This is a genomic window from Ignavibacteriales bacterium, from assembly GCA_016700155.1.
Taxonomy (GTDB): Bacteria; Bacteroidota; Ignavibacteria; order Ignavibacteriales; family Ignavibacteriaceae.
The window spans coordinates 1,728,537-1,749,222 of sequence record CP065001.1 but is presented as its reverse complement, the minus strand read 5'-3'; the positions used below and the strand labels follow the sequence as shown (position 1 = coordinate 1,749,222).

The 20,686-nt window shown below is 36.5% G+C and carries 15 protein-coding genes; 3 read left to right on the top strand and 12 right to left on the bottom strand.

The window, feature by feature from the left end; translation table 11 throughout:
- Positions 1-232 precede the first annotated feature (232 nt).
- Both IPM56_07200 and IPM56_07195 read left to right on the top strand, forming a co-directional pair.
- A complete protein-coding gene (locus tag IPM56_07200; GenBank protein QQS37728.1) occupies positions 233-1,006 on the top strand; it encodes a biotin--[acetyl-CoA-carboxylase] ligase in 774 nt (257 codons plus the stop codon).
- The gene (locus IPM56_07195) at positions 1,003-1,764 is read left to right on the top strand and encodes a type III pantothenate kinase (protein QQS37727.1); all 762 of its coding nucleotides are present in this window, start codon (positions 1,003-1,005) and stop codon (positions 1,762-1,764) included. Before IPM56_07200 ends, IPM56_07195 begins: the two co-directional genes overlap by 4 nt.
- Here IPM56_07195 and IPM56_07190 read toward each other — a convergent pair.
- The 9 genes from IPM56_07190 to IPM56_07150 all read right to left on the bottom strand — a co-directional run bounded on the left by IPM56_07190 (position 1,757) and on the right by IPM56_07150 (position 15,822).
- Positions 1,757-2,611 carry a pantoate--beta-alanine ligase gene (locus IPM56_07190; GenBank protein QQS38246.1) on the bottom strand — a complete coding sequence of 285 codons (855 nt, stop codon included), beginning with the start codon at positions 2,609-2,611 and terminating at the stop codon, positions 1,757-1,759. The genes IPM56_07195 and IPM56_07190 overlap by 8 nt on opposite strands.
- 7 nt (positions 2,612-2,618) lie before the next feature.
- Positions 2,619-3,458 (bottom strand): acetyl-CoA carboxylase carboxyltransferase subunit beta, encoded by an 840-nt coding sequence (locus tag IPM56_07185; protein QQS37726.1) that lies wholly within the window; start codon positions 3,456-3,458, stop codon positions 2,619-2,621.
- Entirely contained in the window at positions 3,458-4,186 is a 729-nt protein-coding gene (locus IPM56_07180) for a DUF1573 domain-containing protein (GenBank protein QQS37725.1), read from the bottom strand. The genes IPM56_07185 and IPM56_07180 overlap by 1 nt, the downstream gene beginning before the upstream one ends.
- A gap of 1 nt (position 4,187) precedes the next feature.
- On the bottom strand, positions 4,188-4,826 hold the full coding sequence (gene tsaB / locus IPM56_07175; protein QQS37724.1) for a tRNA (adenosine(37)-N6)-threonylcarbamoyltransferase complex dimerization subunit type 1 TsaB: 639 nt from the start codon (positions 4,824-4,826) through the stop codon (positions 4,188-4,190).
- On the bottom strand, positions 4,819-5,247 hold the full coding sequence (gene tsaE / locus IPM56_07170) for a tRNA (adenosine(37)-N6)-threonylcarbamoyltransferase complex ATPase subunit type 1 TsaE (protein QQS37723.1): 429 nt from the start codon (positions 5,245-5,247) through the stop codon (positions 4,819-4,821). The genes tsaB and tsaE overlap by 8 nt, the downstream gene beginning before the upstream one ends.
- Positions 5,247-6,815, bottom strand: a complete 1,569-nt coding sequence (locus tag IPM56_07165) for a bifunctional response regulator/alkaline phosphatase family protein (protein ID QQS38245.1) — start codon at positions 6,813-6,815, stop codon at positions 5,247-5,249. Before IPM56_07165 ends, tsaE begins: the two co-directional genes overlap by 1 nt.
- Before the next feature lie 48 nt (positions 6,816-6,863).
- On the bottom strand, positions 6,864-13,463 hold the full coding sequence (gene sprA, locus IPM56_07160) for a cell surface protein SprA (GenBank protein QQS38244.1): 6,600 nt from the start codon (positions 13,461-13,463) through the stop codon (positions 6,864-6,866).
- 533 nt (positions 13,464-13,996) lie between these two features.
- Complete coding sequence (locus tag IPM56_07155; protein ID QQS37722.1) at positions 13,997-14,491, bottom strand: cupin domain-containing protein; 495 nt, start codon at positions 14,489-14,491, stop codon at positions 13,997-13,999.
- 56 nt (positions 14,492-14,547) lie between these two features.
- The gene (locus tag IPM56_07150; protein QQS37721.1) at positions 14,548-15,822 is read right to left on the bottom strand and encodes a citrate synthase; all 1,275 of its coding nucleotides are present in this window, start codon (positions 15,820-15,822) and stop codon (positions 14,548-14,550) included.
- 271 nt (positions 15,823-16,093) lie between these two features.
- Between IPM56_07150 and IPM56_07145 the strand changes: the two genes are divergently transcribed.
- A complete protein-coding gene (locus tag IPM56_07145) occupies positions 16,094-17,515 on the top strand; it encodes a M28 family peptidase (GenBank protein QQS37720.1) in 1,422 nt (473 codons plus the stop codon).
- A gap of 12 nt (positions 17,516-17,527) precedes the next feature.
- Here IPM56_07145 and IPM56_07140 read toward each other — a convergent pair whose 3' ends face one another.
- The 3 genes from IPM56_07140 to hpnC are packed head-to-tail and all read right to left on the bottom strand — an operon-like array spanning position 17,528 to position 20,513.
- Positions 17,528-18,805: an FAD-dependent oxidoreductase gene (locus tag IPM56_07140; protein QQS37719.1), complete on the bottom strand. Its 1,278-nt coding sequence runs from the start codon at positions 18,803-18,805 to the stop codon at positions 17,528-17,530.
- On the bottom strand, positions 18,805-19,647 hold the full coding sequence (gene hpnD, locus IPM56_07135) for a presqualene diphosphate synthase HpnD (GenBank protein ID QQS37718.1): 843 nt from the start codon (positions 19,645-19,647) through the stop codon (positions 18,805-18,807). Before hpnD ends, IPM56_07140 begins: the two co-directional genes overlap by 1 nt.
- Positions 19,647-20,513 carry a squalene synthase HpnC gene (gene hpnC / locus IPM56_07130; protein ID QQS37717.1) on the bottom strand — a complete coding sequence of 289 codons (867 nt, stop codon included), beginning with the start codon at positions 20,511-20,513 and terminating at the stop codon, positions 19,647-19,649. Before hpnC ends, hpnD begins: the two co-directional genes overlap by 1 nt.
- Positions 20,514-20,686: the final 173 nt, after the last annotated feature.

Below are 20,686 nucleotides of genomic sequence, written 5' to 3'. Positions count from 1 at the left end.
TTTTTTATTTTTTGTTTTACATCAATTCATCCGAAATATTTCAACCATTGTGCCATCAGATTAATCAGAGTCGTAACTTATTATATTATAATGAGATAAGTGAAAACCCGGTAAATGCCAATGATAATTGATTGACATTTATTCAGACTTATTGTCAGACGAATTAAATTTCTGACAAACAAACTGACACTTTGAATTATTTATCCTATTTTTAAAATAAAAAGGTGAAAAATTGTTTGAACTTGAATCCTTTGATATAAAACTCAACACCGAAATCATTGGCAGAAATTTTATTTACGCTGAAGAATTAGATTCAACAAATTCTCTTTTGCTCGTAAAGAATAAAAAACAAAATATTGATGGCACAGTTGCACTGGCGGAAAAACAGGTAAAAGGAAAAGGGCGTAAAGACCGGGTCTGGTACAGCGCAAAAGGATTAAATCTTACCTTTTCAGTTTTATTTTCTAATGAAGATCTGATTAGCCATAATATTAATCTGATAAATTTTTCTGCTGCACTTGCTGTAGCTGTTTCAATAGAAAATTTATACCAGCTTAAAACTGAATTAAAATGGCCGAATGATGTTCTAATTAATAAGAAAAAAGTCGCAGGTATTTTACTTGAATCTACTTCACAGGGAAATAAAATTGAAAGATTAGTTGTCGGAATTGGAGTAAATGTAAACCAGACTTTGTTCCAGGGCAGTTTTAATATTGAACCCACATCAATAAAAACTGAAACCGGGCAAAATATTGAAAGAGAAAAATTCCTTGCGGAAATCCTGAATAATTTTGAAGAGTTTATTGATCTGATTCCTGAAAAATCCGAAATCATTTTGAAGGACTGGAAATCAAGATGTGATATGATCGGTGAAAAAATTTCAATAACAGAGGGCGACGCAACAAGGTATGGAATATTTGAGGATATTGATGAAAACGGATTTCTTCTTTTGAAAGTAAAAAACAAAATTGAAAAAATTCATTTCGGTGATGTGAGCCTGGGATGATTTTAGTTTTTGATATCGGCAATACCAGAATTAAATCCGGTCTTTTTGAGGATACCAAATTAATGAGTACAGATATTTTTTCAGGTGAAACTGAAATTAAAAATATCTCTCTTCAAGAAAATGTTGAAGCCGTTTGCATAAGCAGTGTTTCAAATATCAAAACTAAATTGATAGCAGAATTATGTAATGAAAAAGGAATAGCACCATTCATCATCTCAGCTGATAAACCTACAGGTCTGAAAATCGACTACGATACTCCATTAACACTTGGAAATGACAGGTTATGTTCTGTAAAAGGGGCTTTGTCAATTCAGTCCGACAAAGTACCGATTTCACTTTCGGATTTTATAATAACAATGGATTGCGGCACAGCAACGACTATAAATATTCTAAAAGGACCTGATGCATTTATAGGAGGAACAATTTCTCCCGGAATTTCTCTGATGTTTGAATCTTTACATACAAAGACTGCTGCATTACCACTTCGAACTGCCGGTGCATTAAGTGAATTAATCGGGAAATCCACTGACACAGCAATTATAAGCGGTGTTATAAATTCAACGATTGGGTTACTTGAAAAAATAATCAGGTACATTAGGGAAGATTTAAAAGCCGGCGAAATAAATTTATATGTTACCGGCGGAAACGCCGAAGCACTGCTTAATCATATCAAACACCCATATACATTTGAACCGTATCTTGTGCTTCACGGTGCCAACAGAATTTACCAGTTAAACAGAGAACCAAATATCAACTAACCGAAATAATAGTATTATCTATCAACCTTGTTTTTCCAATCCAGCACGCGATTAGTAAAAAATAACTCTGACCTTTGATTAACACTTCTGCTAACTCAAATGATTTTTCGTTGACGATTTTTATGTATTCAAGTTTTGACGTTGAAACTAAATTTACAAGTGTAGTCATTCCGTCAATTATTTTTTGACTATCTCTCTCTCCGCTATTTATGAGATTAGTTCCAAATGTCAATGAACGCGAGAGTACTAATGCGTCCAGCCGTTCAGATTCTGATAAATATACATTCCTTGAACTCATCGCCAGACCATCCGATTCACGAACGATAGGACAAACTTCAATTTGAATCGGAAGTTTTAAATCTGTCACCATTCTTTTAATCACTGCAGATTGCTGCGCATCTTTTTGTCCAAAGAAAGCAACATCGGGTTGAATGATGTTAAATAGAATATTGACTATTGTCGTTACTCCCTTAAAATGAGTCGGACGGAATTCACCTTCAAGTTGTCTGGTGATTTTTGATACTTCGGTATAAGTCTGAAAATTTTCCGGATAAATTTCACTCGCTTCCGGAATGAAAACCAGGTCCACATTTTCATTTTCTAATAGTCGTTTGTCATTATCAATATCACGCGGATATTTGTTGAGGTCTTCGTTTGGCGAGAACTGAGTCGGGTTAACGAAAATAGAAACAACGGTAAAATCAGTTAGTTCTTTTGCTCTTTTTACTAATGACAGGTGACCTTTGTGAAGAAAGCCCATGGTTGGAACAAAACCGATTCTTACCCCATCCTTTTTTTTCTTTGAACAGATGCTTTGAATCTCTTCAACACTTGAAACGATCTTAATGACTACCTCAACTCATCATAGTAAGAACATTAAATACCGTACTCTTTAATTCCTTTCGCGGAACAACGATATCTACAAATCCCTGCTCAAGTAAAAATTCCGACCGCTGAAAACCTTTTGGTAAATCTTTTCCGATTGTCTGCTTAATAACTCTGGGACCTGCAAACCCGATCAAAGCCTGAGGTTCAGCAATGTGAACATCACCAAGCATTGCATAACTTGCGGTCGTACCGCCGGTAGTAGGATCAGTCATAACTGATATATACGGGATTTTTTCATCAGCAAGTTTTGCTAAACGTGAACTTGTTTTTGCCATTTGCATTAATGAAAAAGCACCTTCCATCATACGCGCACCACCGCTGGCAGAAATGATAATAAGCGGACATTTGTTTTTAATCGCCTTGTCCGTCAGCCTAGCAATTTTTTCACCAACTACAGAACCCATACTTCCGCCGATGAATTGAAAGTCCATGCATCCAAACGCTACTTCGGTTCCATTTAGTTTTCCAATACCGGTTCTTGCTGCATCAAATAATCCGGTTTTTTTTATGGTCTCAGGAATTCTTGTAGAATATTTTTTTGTATCCTCAAATTCAAGGGGATCAGCGGATCTCATCTTTTTATCCATCTCTTTAAAGGTTCCCTGGTCTATCATTATCTGGATATACTCAGCACTTCCAATCCGAAAATGATAGCCGCATTTGATACAAGTCCACAAGTTTATTTCAAGCTGTTTTTTATGAATGATTTCATTACAGCTCGGACATTTCTCCCACAGTCCGTCAGGCAATTCTTTTTTCTGAGTATCAGGAGAAATATTGGATTTGGAACGTTTAAACCAGGGCATTATTGATTCACTTTCTGTACTTCAGCAAAAATTGTTAAAACTTTATTCGGTTCTTTAGGGTCGTTAGTTTTTACAGTGACCGTTCTGCTCATTTTACCTGAGCGTTTGCTGGTATCAAGTTCAACTTTTAAAGTACCGTTCTGTCCGGGTTCAAGAACTTTATCACTTACCAATGCAGCGGTACAACCACAGGATGTTACAATATCTTTAATTTCCAATTTTCCCTGTCCAAGATTAGAAAATGAAAATGTATGCTGAACTTTTTTTCCTTCTTCAACTTTTCCAAAATCAAACTGAGTATCATAAAATTTAATTGCTGGCAGCATTGTGAGACTTTTCTCGACCTGCCCATCTTTAATAACATTAGCTTTTAGCTTAAGTCTTATCTCCTGATTTTGTTCGTCATTTGTTTTAACAAGAACATACTTTTCCTGCACACCTAATCTTCCGGCTGAATTAAATTCAACTTTTATTGAAGTGCTTTCACCAGGAGTTAATTCTTTTTTATCGGGTTGAGCGGCGGTACATCCGCAGGTTGGTCTAACTTCTAAAATTTTTAGTATATCTCCGCCTACATTTGAAATTTTAAAACTGTGTGAACCGATCTGTCCCTGTACGATATCACCAAAATTATGTTCTATTAGTTGAACTGAAACTCTTGGTCCGACAATCTGCGGAAATACAAAAGAAGTGAATAGTAAAATCGATAAAAACATTTTCCTTATCATATTACTTTCCTTTAACAATAAAATTTTTAATGTAATTAGGTTCTAAAAAATCGTAATCGTATGTAAGAAGATCTTTTCCGAATTTTACTGACCATTTTGCTGTTGCTTCAGGCGACGGCACAGAAATATCTTTTTTCCCGGCATCACCAAAAATCAAAATGTTGTTTGTCAGTTCTGGAAGTTCTTCTTTTTTTATTACACTCAAATCGTGTACAAATATATAACTATTCAAACTAACTTGAAAACGGGCAAAATATAATTCCTCAGAATTAACTTTGTTTGCAACAGCAAATTCTGTGTTTTCAGGAAGAATAGCTGCAATCTGGAATGCAAGTGATTCAAATGTCGGAACCGGAATTAAAGGCAGACCAGAACCTAATGCTATTCCTTTTGCTGCAGACATCCCTATACGCAAACCTGTGAATGAGCCTGGTCCCGCTGAAACTGCAATTGCATCAATTTCATTTAACTCTGTATTCCCTGTTCTTAAAACTGATTCAACGACTTCAAATATTTTGTCACTGTGCGAATGTTTAAGGGTAATTTTCTGTTCAAAATATTTTTCTTCATTGAAGTACAAACATGCACCGCAAATTTTGCCAGAGGTTTCAATTGCCAATATTGGTTTAGCGTTATTCATATTTCACAATCGTAAATTCTCTCTGTCCGTTTTCACTCATTTCGATATTTATCTCATACTTCTTTGCTGGAAGTAATTCATTGAACAGATTACCCCACTCAATAAAAGTAAGTGATTCACTGTCATTCAGGTAATCGTAATAACCGATATCCAGAAGTTCTTCTCTCTTCTCGATACGATAGAAATCAAAGTGAAAAAATGTTTTTGAGTTACGGTATTCATTCACTATAGCAAAAGTCGGACTGTTTACATTATTAATTCCAAAAGTCATCAGAACATGTTTTATGAAAAAAGTTTTTCCGGTTCCAAGATTTCCGTTAAGTACAATTACATCACCTTGCTGAATTATTCCTGCAAATTCTTTTGCAAGTTGAATTGTTTCAGATTCAGCAGTGATTATTTTTTTTAAAGGCAGATTCACTATTTCGGTTCCATAGTGATAACCGGTAGTATCATTTCTTCAAGAGATATTCCGCCATGCTGAAATGTATCTTTGTAATAAGTAAGATATTTATGATAGTCTGTCGGGTACACGAAGTAGTAATCTTCTTTAGCGATAATATAATTTATTGTCACACCTCTTTTGGGAAGCATATAGTCAGATGCATTCTTTACAAATACAGCATGCTTCTCATCAACTTTAAGATTTCTACCGTATTTGAAACGCAGATTTGGCGAGGCTTCCCTGTCACCCAGTACCTTTGCGCCTCTGAGTGAACGAATACTGCCGTGATCTGTTGTGATTACTATTTTAACATTATTTAGTTTTGCCAGTGTTTTAAAAGTTGAAAGAAGTGATGAATGTGTAAACCAGCTGTTAGTTAATGAACGGTATGCCGGTTCATCAGGTGCAATTTCTTTTAGCAAGTCTGAATCAGAACGACCATGCGCGATCATATCAAGAAAATTAACTACCACCGCTGTGAGATGAGTATTCTGATAAGATAGAATATTCTGTTCAAAATTCCTTCCTACTTCAGGATCAATGATCTTAATATACTTCAATTCATTTTTAAGCTTTACTCTTTTCCTGTCGAGCAGTAACTGCAGTAATTCCTTTTCATATCTGTTCATACTTTTTTCATCTTCGTCGCCGTTATGCCAGTATTGCGGATACATTTTTTCAATCTCTGAAGGATAAAGACCGCTGAATAAAGTATTCCGTGCGTATGGTGTTGCAGTAGGAAGTATTGAAAAATAAAAATCTTTTTCTATTCTGAATTGTTCGACCAGGTGTTTTTCCATTATTAACCACTGGTCAAGACGCAGACAATCAATCACAAAATAAAATACAGGACTATCTGAATTTTTCAGATGCTTCATCACATATTTTTCTGTTATTTCATTTGTCAGCATAGGTGAAACATCCCGATCTTTTGATGTAAGCCACTGCATATAATTTTTTTCAACGAAGCGTGAGAATTCTTTATTTGCTTCACGTTTTTGATCATTAAGCGTTTGACGTAAATCAATTTCGGAATGTGTATCAAGTTCAACATCCCAGTTGACCATTTTTATGTAGATGTCTATCCATTCTTCATAAGAAAGATTGTCGAGTAACGCGCGGGATATTTCATTAAAGTCCTGCAGATAATCTTTAGCCGCATACTGACCGGAGATTTTTTTGCCTTCAAGAATTTTTTTGCATACAAGTAGTACCTGGCTCGGGTTAACAGGTTTTGTAAGATAGTCATTTATCTTTCCACCGATAGCTTCATCCATCAGGGATTCTTCTTCACTTTTGGTTATCATAACGACCGGAATATTAGGGTTAAGATCTTTAATTTTCCCAAGCGTCTCAAGACCACCCATACCAGCCATCATCTCATCAAGGAAGATCAGGTCGTAATTATTTTCTTTGACATGCGATACTGCATCCTCGCCATTCGTTACTGTATCTACACCAAATCCTTTTTCAGCAAGGAAGATGATATGCGAACGAAGCAATTCAATTTCATCATCGACCCATAATATTTTTTTTTGTTTTATCATCGTCAGTACTTTTCTTTAATCCTTCAAATAATACAATTTTACTTATTAATTATTTATCGCAATATGAACATCGAGTCCCGCTTCATTTGTTGTTGTGGGCGGAATTCTTGCCGCACCTTCAGGCTCAACAGAGGATCGTTTATAGAAAATTGAAATTGTTACTTTTGAACTGATAGTATACTTGATTCTTGGTTCAATGGTCGTCCTGATAGTACCATCAGTCGGAGTTCCCTCTTCACTAAAATTCTGACCCATTTCATACCTTACGGTTGAATTTTTTGTGCTCGTATATGATAAGCTGAATTCAATATCATTCTTAAGCGCCACTCCGAACAATGGAAGTTCAAATCCCTGTTTTGAATATCCGGCTGTAATACCAATATCGCGTGAAAATGTTTCTGTAATATTCTTTGTGGTTATACCAAGATCATAATTTGTACGGGCTGAGTATTTAATATTGCTTGTCAGGTTACCGCCCCACAATTCACCGAATGTAATATTCAGTCCAACAAGCGGAGTAAATCCATATTCAATTTTTTGTGACTGAACTTCCTGAACTCCCTCGGGATTTATCTTCCAGCCTTCAGTATAACTTGATTGATAAGCGTGATCAAGTGAAACACGTTTTGCAATGGATTTAAAGATGAAAACTTTTTCAAGTCCATCCCAGGTAATTCTCCAGTTGGGTCGTGGAATATACTTTGTTACATCGCTTAAAAATCCGAGTTTAGAAAGCAGAGGAAGACTCTCGAAACCTTGTATGAAAGCGTTTGACAAATTTTCAGTAGTATTTGGTGCTGTAGGATCATAAAGTTCCTGCACTCGTTTAATACCGCTATTGAACACACTTAAAAACAATGATGGCGGCAACGAAAGGAATGATCTGTTTAGAGTTCCAGAAGCTGTAATGAAATTAACTCTTACATCCCCGTTTTCATCTGAAGTTAATGTAGTTGACTTATTCATTGACCATCCGACTTTCCAGGTAAGATCTATTTTTGCTCCTTCCCAAAGTGGTCTGGAGGTCCTGAAGTCAAGATTATTTTTTTGCTGGAATGCATCGTTGAGATTTGCGTTTGCGGCACGTCTTCCCACATCGTTACTCAAGCCAATCATAAAGCCGCGTGTCGGACCATTATCTTCATTGTAAGTAATTCCCCAGAAGTTTGAGAATCCTGTACCTTTTCCATAAATGCCTGACTTTGACAAACTATTATCATTTGTAAAGTTGATTGAAATAGTTTCGTAATCAAACAGAACAACTCTCGCAAAAGTTTTAAGAAAATTCAAAGCATTAGTAATAGGAGAAACTTTAGGAGTCCTATCAATTTCAAGTGAATCCTGAACAGCTAATGAATCAGAAGGTATAAGCAAACTATCTTTAACAATTAATGAGTCAGGATTTTTTAATTCCGTCTGCAACTGGTTCTGCCCAATATCCCGGTCACGTCCTCTTCTGTTCGGAGTTTGTGTTTGAGTTTGCGTCTGATTTTTTGGCGGTGGAACTTTATTTAAATCTTCTTTAGGTTCAGCAAACAGCGGTGCACTTAATGATTTAAGACGTAATGTTAACCCAACATTTGAGCGGTTGGTAAAGCCTGCACTTCTTCCGAGATCCTGCTGCCTTGTATCAAAACTCCATTGATAACCGGCTGAGTATCCCGCTGTGACTGAGAAATATTTATTTAGGTCCCACAGCGTTGGAAGCTTTGGTGCCGTTCGGAATTCAATGCTCTGCTGATATTGATTATCCTGACCGAAGAATACTCTTGTGAAAATATCTTTCCATATATCACCTTCACCCCGCTGCTGTCCCTGCGCATCTGTTTCAAGGTAAGCCAAAGTAGAATTGACTGTAAGGTTATAATTAGTCGTGAGGTTTAAAAATCCGCCTTCTGTCATCTTCCATACAAAGTTGAAAGTCCTTGATGTAGTGAAGTCTCTTGAAACAGTTGTCTGTGATCCGCCGATATTCGTCGCTCTTGTAGTGTTAGTGTTCCTGTTTCGTTTTGCGGTGACTGATAAATTAAAACTTTGGGGCAAGTAATAAATTTTAAGTCCACTGTAGTCAGTTAATAACGCAAAAGGAGTTCCGAGTACTGGAATATCAACCGGTAGAAAATTGTATGTCGGGCTTAAATTTAAACCATAATTGACTGTCGCATTCCATACCCAGTTTTTACTTGATTCAGTTGTAGGATTTCTGCTGAATGATTTATTGTAATTGAAACCAAGTGTGATAGCATTCCACGTATCACGTACCAGCCAGTGCGTCGAAGGTATTTTCAATTTAATATTTGAGGCCGACCATGTATCCTGAATATTAATCGTTTGTGTTTCTGAAACAAGATTCTCAGGAGTTTTTGTACTTGATCTTGAAGTATCTGATTGATTTTTTCTAAGCTGATCTGCCGCAGCGTCAACTTTAATATCGGTTCCAGGGATATAAAGCGGTTTACCTACAGATTCAGTATGCGAATAATTTATTCTCAAATTACTTTCAGGCAGGTTAACCGGAAGTAATTTTAAAACGTTCAGATCAGTATTGACACTCCAATTCCTCGATTCAACCCTCGAACCAAACCTGTCCGCTAGTTTATGAAAATAGGGATCGGTGTGACTCATATTCAAACTCACAGTCATCAGATCAGCAAGTTTAAACGACGTGGAAACACTATAGGCATATCCAGGCGTATCATCGGCTCCTATCACTCTTAATTCATTTACCCAGACTTCACCGGAAATAGGAGTAGGATCAGTTGAATCACTTACATTTTTAATTCCTACTGTAAGGTATTTAATAGAAGTCAATGTGGGATTTCCAAGTATTCTGTAAAAATGTCCCGGTTGCCCTTCAACAGGAATACTTGTGACCACATTTGCAGAATCACGGGCTTGTTTAATTGTAGTCAATTCACTGAATAGAATACTAATCTCGTTCCAGTCAGGTTTTACAGGCTGCCTGTATTCATAATAGTTATTAGTATCTCCGCCAAACCTGAAATAAACTTCTGCACGGTAATTCCCTGCCATTGTGGTATCAGCTATTGAATTACCATTAACATCGCCGTGAATGAAGAGTTTCATTTCAGTATAGTTGAACAGATCAAGCGGACGGAATAAATATTTTACTGCTTCACGTTTATCATTTTGTTCAAGATCTGTAATGATAAGATTTAATGACTGCTCGTTTCCATAAACTTCTTCATCCGGTTTACTTCTGTCGCGTTCAGGAAAAACTCCGGGAGGACTTGTATACTGCGGATTATCTTCTCTGTTGATGACTGAGACAGCAAGAACACTATCCTCTTTAATAAGTTTCTGCCATTGACTACCAACAAGATTAAATTCTGTCATCCTGATGTGTACCGGAGTATTAATTCCATTGAAAAATAATCTTATAGTTTCAACAGTTGAAAGATCAGGATTACCAAATAGGGACGATGTATCTTTAAGAGGGATTCTGTAAAGATACCAGCTTGGCTGTCCATTCAGTTTTTCACCGCCGCCGACGATATATGGATTGTTAGCTGCAACGGTATCAAGTGGAATTGCATACCTGAAATAACTGTTCACTACATCAAGTGTTGAGTTACGGTTAAGATCTTCTGTATCTGGGATTCTTCCAAGGTCAGTCAGAACAGCATTGCCCTGTGTACCGTTTATGTTAAAGTAATCAAAGATATCCGTTACCTGGCTGCTTCCTCTGAATTCAAAATTATCACCGCTTGGATCACCTTTTGTACTTCCGTAAAGCGCCCTTTCCCTGTCATCCAATAACGTATCTAAACCGGTATCTTCGGCTTCAGTTGTAATAGCACCGTTCTGGTCAAGATCCTCATAGTTCAGTTTATTATTTGGGATAACGTCTTCACTTATTCTTCCAAGATCGATATACATTTGTGTGTTTTGCGGTGCCGCATTTATCTGAAGCCAGAACTCTATGAACTCAATATTTTCTTCAATCAAATTTGTTGCGGTTGATGAAAGGGGTTTCATTATTCCACCCCAGGTAGAATCAGTTTTCTGTGATATTGTGTTGGAATAATTGTAAGTACCGGGTGTATCGGGAACAAACACATAGTCCATTACAGTTATCTGCTGATCTGTTGTTGCAACTTTTTTTCTATCTCCGTAAAGATCGGATACAACTACATTTGATGGAGTCTCGGTAAACCAGAAACTTTTTGCTTTGTAGTCCATCATTTCCAGCGGGCTAAAACCATTAAACATGTTTATCCCCAATGGAGGACTTATATCTCTCCATGAAGTATAAGCAACGCCAACCGGAATGATTCTTTTAGCTCCTTCAAAGTCGTCTATGTATGCAATGCTTTTCCCCTGATCGGATGCAATTGTGCTCTTCTTTGTATTTGGATCAGGGTTCATATAAGCATATTCACCTTTAATGGTGAATGCCGACATTTCCCTCGTAGAAATAATATTATCAAGACCTTTTGTAACAAATGGTAAGTCGGCAGCAGTTTCAAAATCGACACCGTAAATTGTATTACTCAGCGGTTCTTCGCCAATCCTTACTTTATCACTTAATGTTTGTTGATTCAAGTTAAGAACAGAAAAACCAAGTTTTGTTTTTTTAGAAAAATCAAAAATGCCGCGCGCACCAAGCAGTGTTTTTGAAGCGAGCTGGAACAAATCATTTTGTTCGTATGTGATTTTCAGATCAGCATTTGGTAAAGTGGCTTCACTGTTTCTTAAAGTTAACTGTCCTGTGTTATAATCAACTGAGTAATCAATGCCGGGAGAAAGTTCTCTTCCATTTAGTCTGACACGAACCGAGTTTTCAACAATATTAAAACCAAGCTGATATACTGATGTTGCATCACCAGAACTTTTACCTACTAAGACCCATTTATCTTTAGTTTTATTTTGTCTGGCAATACTTGGTTGTACTTCATAAATATCCTGAAACCTGTATGAAGTATCCAAGGATCCAGGCATGTTCAATCCAAAGGGTTGAAGTACGGGGAATATAATCTCGCCTGTAACAGGAATAATTGTTATATCGGGTCTCCAGTCAAACTCATCATCCCTGTTGGCTTGACCACTAGAATTAATTAAATCTAATCCAAAAGCCGTTAATAAAGGAACGGAATTTATACTGTTAACCGGCTCGGAGCCTTCCTGTTCATATTTAATATCAAACTTAAAACCGTCCCTCTTTAGGTTTCTTGCATTCAAAGGATAAATGTTTTTTAATTGTAACTGCCATGCCTGTGTGTATTGCGGAAGCAGACTTTTAGGTTTGACTAGTTTTAGTACTAAGCGTTGTGAATCGGTTGTGGCGGTTGCAATAAACTCACCATAACGTTCAGTCGGAGTACGGTAAGCAACTGCTATTACATCCTGTTCCTGTATCTGGGTTAGAAAAGTTATATAGCCTGTTTCTTCATGCAGCTTGTAATCGATGTCTCTTGTCAACAGAAGAAATCTGGCAGATTCTTCAAGGCCCGGTATCGGATTAACAAAATCATCGCGAAGTGTGTCAGGATACTGCGTAGTACTCTGAGCAGACATCGGAGCTAATGTTATGTAAGCATTACCATTACGTTCTTTTGTTTTATCAATAACACTCGTGGTAATTGACTTCCAAACTTCTATATCAACTATTCTAACAGATGGATCAATATCCGGTGTTGCATTACCGTAATACCTGTTAAAATAATTTCTGCCGTTGGATGTATCGGCATAAATACCATCAACAAAATAATTGTTCTTGGAATATTCTGTTACCTTGATGTTAAACTCCGCTGAAGTAGAACCACCCGAAACTGAAACTTCTTTTACTTCACCTTTTTTCTGAGATGCAATTGTGGTAAGACTTAACGGACCCATTTTAAAATTAGCTTTAATACCAAACAAAGCCTCACTTCCGCCGACTAACGGAGATGTTTGTAATGATACGTTTCCTGCTTCAATACTTTGAATGATTTCATCTTCATAACCGGTGTATTTTAGCTTTAACTGGTTTTCGTATTCGAACGTACGTTCGGTATTCCAGTCAGCGGTAATATTAAGTTTATCACCTATCGTTCCGTTTACATTTATCTGAACCTGCTGTTTAAAGTCAGGTTCATTTCGTGTATTACCGAGTCTTGAAGCTGTAACACCTTCTGTTGTCTCGCTTCGCCAGGCACCGTGAATATCAACCGCACCGCCGATTTTCAAACTTATTTTTGGTGTACCGAAAATGCTCAGCAATCCAACACTTGGAAGCGGAATTTCAAAATCGGTTATATCTTTTATTAGGTCACCAAGACCTTTTACATTTGATTTAAGTTCATAAGCGTAACCAAGAGTCTCCCAGCTTTCACGTTCCTTTAGCGCAAGCCTGAGTTCAATATATTCTTCAATCGGCATTCTTAATAATACTTTAGTTTGCTGTCCGCCTATTTTTTCTGTTATCTCTACAAATTGTCCGGTTGAATCTATCTTTATTGACCTTACCTTCATATTGTCAGAAGGTTCAGCAAAAAATGAATTACCTCTTTTCTTTTTTAATCCAACAACAGGGTCATCATTTCTTTGATACCGGAACTGCTCTAACCTCGCGGTTGAATCAAGAGCCATTGAGTCAACTTTTACGGTATCCGCTGCTGACAGAATGGAATCCACAATTTTCATAGAATCCGTCAGGACTTCTTTCAGTCCATCTTTTTCATTTATGATTGAATCGGGGGGTGAAAAGAAAACTGAATTCGATTTTGGGGATTGAAATCCTTCGTTGGATTGAGTTTGAGCTAAATCTAATCCGGACTGCGACAGACTGAGACTATTGAGCTGCCTTGTGTAATTGAACCAGGCATCTATCCAGAGAGATTTGTTAACTTGTGATGAGCTGTATGATTTGAAGCCGACATTTATGGCAGCAAAAAACACCACCGCACAAAGTATAGTGATGCGGATACTCTCGCGAACAAGATTTTTTCGGTTGTAGATAATAAGAGTTCCTGAAAGCTATTTTACATTAATTAAATATTGTAGAAAATATCCGATAGCTCTCCTATAATTTGTTTTTCGGGTGAAAAAATTAGATAATTTAAGTATGATATTCAACCTGAAATCTTGTATTAAACAATATTTACAGGTGCAACTTAAATGAAAGTTTGACATGAGTTAAGGTAAATTTTTATCAACTATTTTTTGATGGACAATTTTCAGGTGAATCTTTCAATCAATTCCCTGTGCATTGGATAAATTTTTAAGAGATGTTCTCTGCTTCCAAGTTCAAAATCCTTGAAGTCAAAACCGGGAGCTACTGTACAACCGACCAACGTATAAGAATCCTTATTTATAGGCTCTGCACAGAACCATAACCCCGCATCTATCGTCAACTGAAACAATTCTCCTTCTTGAATGTTTTTCCCTAAAATTTTTTGTGAGATATTTCCGTTAAGATCAATTAAAAATAATCGTACTGAACTTCCTGAATAGTGATGCCACAACTCATCTGATTTAATTCTGTGCAGCTTTGAAATATCATTCCCTTCAAGCAAAAAATAAATTGAAGTAGAAATGTTTCTTTTACCCTCAAATGATTGTCCGGGTTTATTGAAATCAATTTCATCCCGTGAACGGTAAACTTCCCTGAAGTATCCGCCTTCGGGATGTTTTTCAAGTTCTAATATTTTGATTATTTCTTTTGCATTCATATTAAAAAAAAAGCGTGCATAAACGCACGCTTAAATTATAATTTATTTATCAAATTTTATCTTTTATTTATCGTTGTATATTCTCTTTTAACAGAACCGGTAAATATTTGTCTTGGTCTGTTTATTCTTACGCCGGGTGTTTCTCTCATTTCTTTCCACTGAGCAATCCATCCGGGCAAACGACCCAACGCAAACATCACAGTGAACATATTCGTAGGAATACCCATAGCTCTGTAGATTATTCCGCTATAGAAATCAACATTGGGATAGAGTTTCCGTTCAATGAAGAATTCATCTTTGAGAGCAATCTCTTCAAGATTTTTTGCGATATCTAGAAGCGGATCTTTTACACCAAGCTCACTTAGAACCCTGTCAGCAGAGGCTTTAAGTATTTTTGCACGCGGATCGAAGTTTTTATAAACACGGTGACCGAAACCCATTAATTTGAAACCGGAAGCTTTGTCCTTAGCTTTGTTCACATACTTTTTATAATCGCCGCCGTCATTTTGAATGAGTTGAAGCATGTTTAATACTTCCTGGTTTGCGCCGCCATGTAATGGTCCCCATAAAGCGCAAATACCTGCAGAGATTGAGGCAAACAAATTAGCTTCCGAACTTCCTACCATTCTAACAGTTGATGTACTGCAATTCTGTTCATGATCTGCATGTAAAATTAATAGCAGGTCAAGTGCCTCTTCAAGAACTTTTGGAACCTGGTATGACTCAGAAGGAACAGCATACATCATATGAAGAAAATCCGCTGCGTAGCTTAAATCGTTTCTTGGATAAACATAAGGCTGACCAACAGATTTTTTATAAGAAAATGCCGCAATCGTTTTCAGCTTTGCCAAAAGTCTTACGATATTAATTTCCACATCAGTCTTGAAATCACTATCAGGGTAAAATGCTGATAGTGTACTTACCATTGAAGATAGGATTCCCATTGGATGGGCTGTAGGCGGAAATCCTTCAAAGAATTTTTTCATGTCTTCGTGAATAAGACTATGATGAGTAAGATCATATTGAAATTTGGAAAGTTCCGCTTGCGTTGGCAGGTGACCATAGATGAGGAGATATGACACTTCTACAAATTTTGATTTTGCAGCAAGTTCTTCAATCGGGTAACCACGGTACTGAAGTATTCCTTTTTCACCATCTATAAAAGTGATTGAACTCTGGCATGAGCCTGTATTAGCATAGCCGCTGTCCAATGTAATCGCACCTGACTGATTTCTCAACTGAGAAATATCAACACCGACTTCTCCTTCCGAACCAACAACAACCGGCAGATTGTACTCTTTTCCATCGAGTGAAAGTTTTGCATTATCCATACACTAACCCCTTAGTTATAAGTTTAACATATTTATTTATGATTATTTTACTGAACTGTAATTTGCAGGTCAATTCTTTATCGAAGGTTCTATGATGAGCTATAATGTACATCGCAATAGAAAAATACTTTTCTCAATTATCTGCATATGAATCTACCTACATATATTGACTAATTCAACAACAAATATTTTTTTGTGTAGGTTTATTCAACATTTTTACTTGATTGGATTTGGAATTAATTTGGAATCAAAAAAAATGAGAGCCCATTAAATGAAATCACTCCACATATTTACAATTTTAATGATCACACTTCTGACATCAGGTTTCAGAGTGAAAGATGTTCATGAATCTTATATGAATATCGCCCAGACGGATTCTGTATTAATTCAAAAACATAAATCAATTTGTGAACAATTAGTTCGTTCAGCATTAATTGAAAGACGCGGTTACAAATGGCTTGAGGAATTCTGTAAGATCGGTCCCCGCCTGAGTGGTTCGACACAATCATTGCAAGCTATTCAATGGGCAGAGATGAAAATGAAAGAAATCGGATTCGATACAGTGTGGCTTCAGCCTGTAATGGTGCCACACTGGGAAAGAGGAACAACTGAGGAAGCTATCATTGTTAATTCAAAAATCAATAACGGTTTTTCATTGAACATACTTACCCTCGGGGGAAGTGTTGCGACACCTCCTGAAGGTATTACAGCCGAAGTGATAGAACTAAGAAACTTCGAGGAACTTGAGAAAAGTGCCGCAGATGTTTATGGGAAAATTGTTTTTTTCAACAGGGAGTTAGATCAGGGTCAGTTGAATACATTCGCCGGTTACGGAGGAGCGATCAATCAAAGAGTTTATGGTGCTATTGAAGCAGCCCAATACGGTGCAATCGCAGTTCTGATCAGATCAGTTACAACTAAATATGATAATGTACCACACACAGGTGTAGTTGCATACAGAGATACAATCACTAAAATACCCGCAGCCGCAATTGGTCAGGTTGATGCGGATTTTTTGAGTTCGTTAATTAAAGCCGAAGTAAATCTTAAAGTTCAGTTAAAACTTGATTGCAGAATATTACCTGACAAATTATCGTATAACGTCATTGGTGATGTGAGAGGCACTAAGAATCCTGATGAGTTTATTCTTGTAAGCGGTCACGTTGATAGCTGGGATGTTGGGGACGGCGCACACGATGATGCAGCCGGATGTATACAATCGATAGAGGTTATTGATCTTTTAAAACGGAATAAGATAAATCTAAGCAAAACATTGCGATGTGTCTTGTTCATAAATGAAGAGAATGGATCAAGAGGATCAATTGAATATGCGCGTTATACTGATTCATTAAACATAAATCATATAGCGGCAATCGAATCAGACCGCGGCGCATACACACCGGTTGGTTTCACAATAGAAAATAATGAAGAAGCGATTTCCAATATGCAAAAGTGGCTTCCCCTTCTCGAGTTATCATCAATAGACTGGATACGAAAAGGCGGCAGTGGTGCTGATATTTCCAGACTCAAAAAAACAAAAGCATTGATCGGATATATACCGGATGACCAGAGATATATGGATATTCATCACTCACCAAGTGATGTATTTGAAGAAGTGCATCCTCGCGAATTTGAACTTGGCGTCTCGGCTATGGCAATCCTTTGTTACCTGATTAGTGAAGAAGATTTTTGAAGTTTATTATTTTTACTGCAATAATATCTCATCGACGGCAAGCCTTGCGCTGAGTACGGCGCTTTCAATTGTTGATGGAAGATTTGTGTTTGTCCAATCACCGGCAAGGAAAACATTCTTTAATTTTGTTTTTGCTGAAGGTCTCCCATTTTCAATTTTATTTGAAGGAACAAATGTTGCTCTTTTTTCTTTAATGATCCGGATATTTTTAACATCACTTTCATGAATGTTCAAATATTTTTTCAGTTCTCTTTTCACAATTTGAATTAACGCGTCATCTTCTTTTTTTATAAGATGACCGGCATCGCTGATCACGATTGTAAGATGAGTAACTTTGTTAAATACCCAATGTAATTCCGATCCTATCAGACCATAGAACGTTTTTTCAAGATTATTATTTTCTAACCATACATGGAAAGTCAGTATTGGTGAGTATTCAAATTCAATCATTGTCAGTTCATCTGCGCCGGTAATTTTATTTAGTGCAAAGTGAGGTACCGCAAATAAGACAAAATCAAAATCTTTTTCAATTCCGGATGAAGTTTTTATAACATGTGCCTTTTCATTTACTACTTCAATTGTATCAACCTGCTCAGATGTTTTAATCTCTCCCCCATTCGACAAGATATAATCGGAAGCAGATTTTACGTATGATTCACTTAATCCCGTTGCAGGAAGAATTATTGTAGAATTAAAATTTCCTTTTAAGAAAATCTGTTTTAAAATATTCGCGAACATACTGGCAGAAGCTTTTTCCAGATTTGTATTAAGTGCACCGATAGCAATGATAGCCCACAATGATTGTATCGTTTTTTCAGTCTGTTTTTTTCCCCTTAACCACTGCAGTACCGATTTATTATTTAAGGAATTTGTGTTTGTGAAAAACAGTGAGATAAAAAAGTTAATTATTCCTAATCGGTCTTTTAAGGGAATTGCTCTATAGCGCAGAAGTCCAATCATTAAATTAATTGGATAAGGGATTGCCGGTACTTTTAATTCGATTATATCAGCATTTTCAGTAACAAAATTAATTTTCAGATTTTTTTGAAATTCAAAGTTCTTTTCAGCATTAATTAAATTCAGGAAAGATAGAGTTTCAGAATAACAGCCCATCATTATATGCTGCCCGTTATCGACTACATCTCCGGTAGCTTTATCGTTAAACGAATAAGCACGTCCTCCGAGTTTAGGGGATGCTTCAATCAGTTTTACTTTAAATCCTTTGGAACACAGGAAGGAAGCTGCGGAAAGTCCGGCGAATCCACCGCCGATAACAATACATTTTTTCATTAGTATACAAGTCGGTATTTCGCCCAAACACCAACTGCTATACCGACCTTTTCAAACTTGGAAACTTTTATGTTTTTGTTGAACACATCATATTCAGCTGCAACAATTTTTTCAAGCATCTTAAAATAAATATGCTGCATTGCCCTTGCGGCGAACATCGTTTTTTTATCATCAAGATTCAGATTAGATGTAGCGAGTTCAAAATACTGCTTAGCCCTTTCTGCTTCGTACTTCATCAGGTTTGTAAACTCAGGATTGTATGTGAGATTCATCAAGTCATTTTCTGTGTATCCGAATTTATGAAGATCTTCTTGCGGCAAATATATTCTGCCTTTCTCAGCGTCTTTTTTTACATCTCTTAAAATATTTGTAAGCTGAAGTGCAATGCCAAGGTTTACTGCAAAATCTTTTGTGCTTGGATGTTTATAACCAAAAATTTCAATACACATTAATCCTACTGTTGAAGCAACACGGTAGCAATAAAGCTGAAGGTCATCAAAACTTTTATACCTGTTGTTCTGAAGATCCATTTCCATTCCTTTTATTAATTCAAAGAACGGATCAAGCGGTATGTTGAATCTTGAAATTGTTCTGCCGAGTTTATTCAGCAGCGGATATTCGGAATTACCGTTAAACGCTTTTTCAAATTCTATTCGCCATCGTCTTAACTTTTCAAATTTAAAATCGGTTGATTCAAAACCTTCATCAATTATATCATCGGTCTTCCGGCAAAAAGCATAGACGGTATTCATTGCATCTCTTTTTTCTTCGGGCAACAGGTTGAAAGCATAATAGAAACTGCTTTTACTTTCCTTTGCAATATTTTTTGCTGAATCCATCATTAAAAATAAAATGACTTAATTAATAATTTCAGAAAATCTGCTTTTGATAAAACCGGTCTGATGTTAAGCACATTATAATCGATCTTTTTTATTTTATTTAAAGTTTCAAGACCGCCTAAAATTGTCCAGCTAATTTCATACTTAAGTCTGCCTTTAAGAAACTTTAATAATTCTTTCCCTTCATAAAGCATGTTTTCAGTACGATCAACATTGTGCTTTAAAAGTTGCTTTAAGTTAAGACTATTTTCTTTGAACTCAAACATATTTTCATTGACTGAATATTCACTTAGTTCATCCAGGGAAAGATATAGTCTTCCTTTTTGCCGGTCGATGCTAATATCTTGATAAAAATTAGCAAGCTGGAGAGCTGCACAAATCTTATCGGAATACAAAAATGCTTCTTCATTCCGGATATTATATAATTCGAGAATCAGTCTGCCAACAGGATTCGCTGAGCGCCTGCAGTAATCCAATATTTCATCAAATGAATTATATCGCTTCTTTGTTACATCCTGCCGGAAAGCAGATATTAGGTTATAGAAATTGTCGGGATTCAATTTCATTGTGTCAACTGTATTTGCAAGTGCTGCATGATATTCAGTTTCAAAATCACCGCTTAATGACTTAGAAAATTCTTCCTTGAATTTATCCAGTCCGGAAATTCTTTCCTCATCACTAAGAATCCCTTCGTCTGAAATGTCATCTGCTGTGCGGGCGAACCAATAAATTATTGCGACATGTTTTCTTAGTTTCTTCGGAACAAAAAATGAGATTACGGGAAAGTTTTCATAGTGATCCCCGGCAAATTTCAAGGCTGAGTCATAGGCAGCTTCAATGCTAAATTCTTTTGTGGTGGATAAAACCATTTTACTCAATGATACAAGCTTTGTTTGGGTTGTTAAATTAACTATTTTTGCAGCGACAAAAAATTCATACTGGTTTAGTTATAAAAACACTTGAAAATTGTAATACAAAATAAAATCGGATTAGCGCAGTTCAGATTTGCTTCGGTAAGAACTTTCTTCCATTAGATCATCCC

Coding starts and splice junctions, on each gene's coding strand:
- IPM56_07195 (QQS37727.1), top strand. CDS start 1,003: ATGATTTTAGTTTTTGATATCGGCAATACCAGAATTAAATCCGGTCTT.
- IPM56_07185 (QQS37726.1), bottom strand. CDS start 3,458: ATGCCCTGGTTTAAACGTTCCAAATCCAATATTTCTCCTGATACTCAG.
- IPM56_07180 (QQS37725.1), bottom strand. CDS start 4,186: ATGATAAGGAAAATGTTTTTATCGATTTTACTATTCACTTCTTTTGTA.
- tsaB (QQS37724.1), bottom strand. CDS start 4,826: ATGAATAACGCTAAACCAATATTGGCAATTGAAACCTCTGGCAAAATT.
- sprA (QQS38244.1), bottom strand. CDS start 13,463: ATGAAAATTGTGGATTCCATTCTGTCAGCAGCGGATACCGTAAAAGTT.
- IPM56_07155 (QQS37722.1), bottom strand. CDS start 14,491: ATGAATGCAAAAGAAATAATCAAAATATTAGAACTTGAAAAACATCCC.
- IPM56_07150 (QQS37721.1), bottom strand. CDS start 15,822: ATGGATAATGCAAAACTTTCACTCGATGGAAAAGAGTACAATCTGCCG.
- IPM56_07145 (QQS37720.1), top strand. CDS start 16,094: ATGAAATCACTCCACATATTTACAATTTTAATGATCACACTTCTGACA.
- IPM56_07140 (QQS37719.1), bottom strand. CDS start 18,805: ATGAAAAAATGTATTGTTATCGGCGGTGGATTCGCCGGACTTTCCGCA.
- hpnD (QQS37718.1), bottom strand. CDS start 19,647: ATGATGGATTCAGCAAAAAATATTGCAAAGGAAAGTAAAAGCAGTTTC.
- hpnC (QQS37717.1), bottom strand. CDS start 20,513: ATGGTTTTATCCACCACAAAAGAATTTAGCATTGAAGCTGCCTATGAC.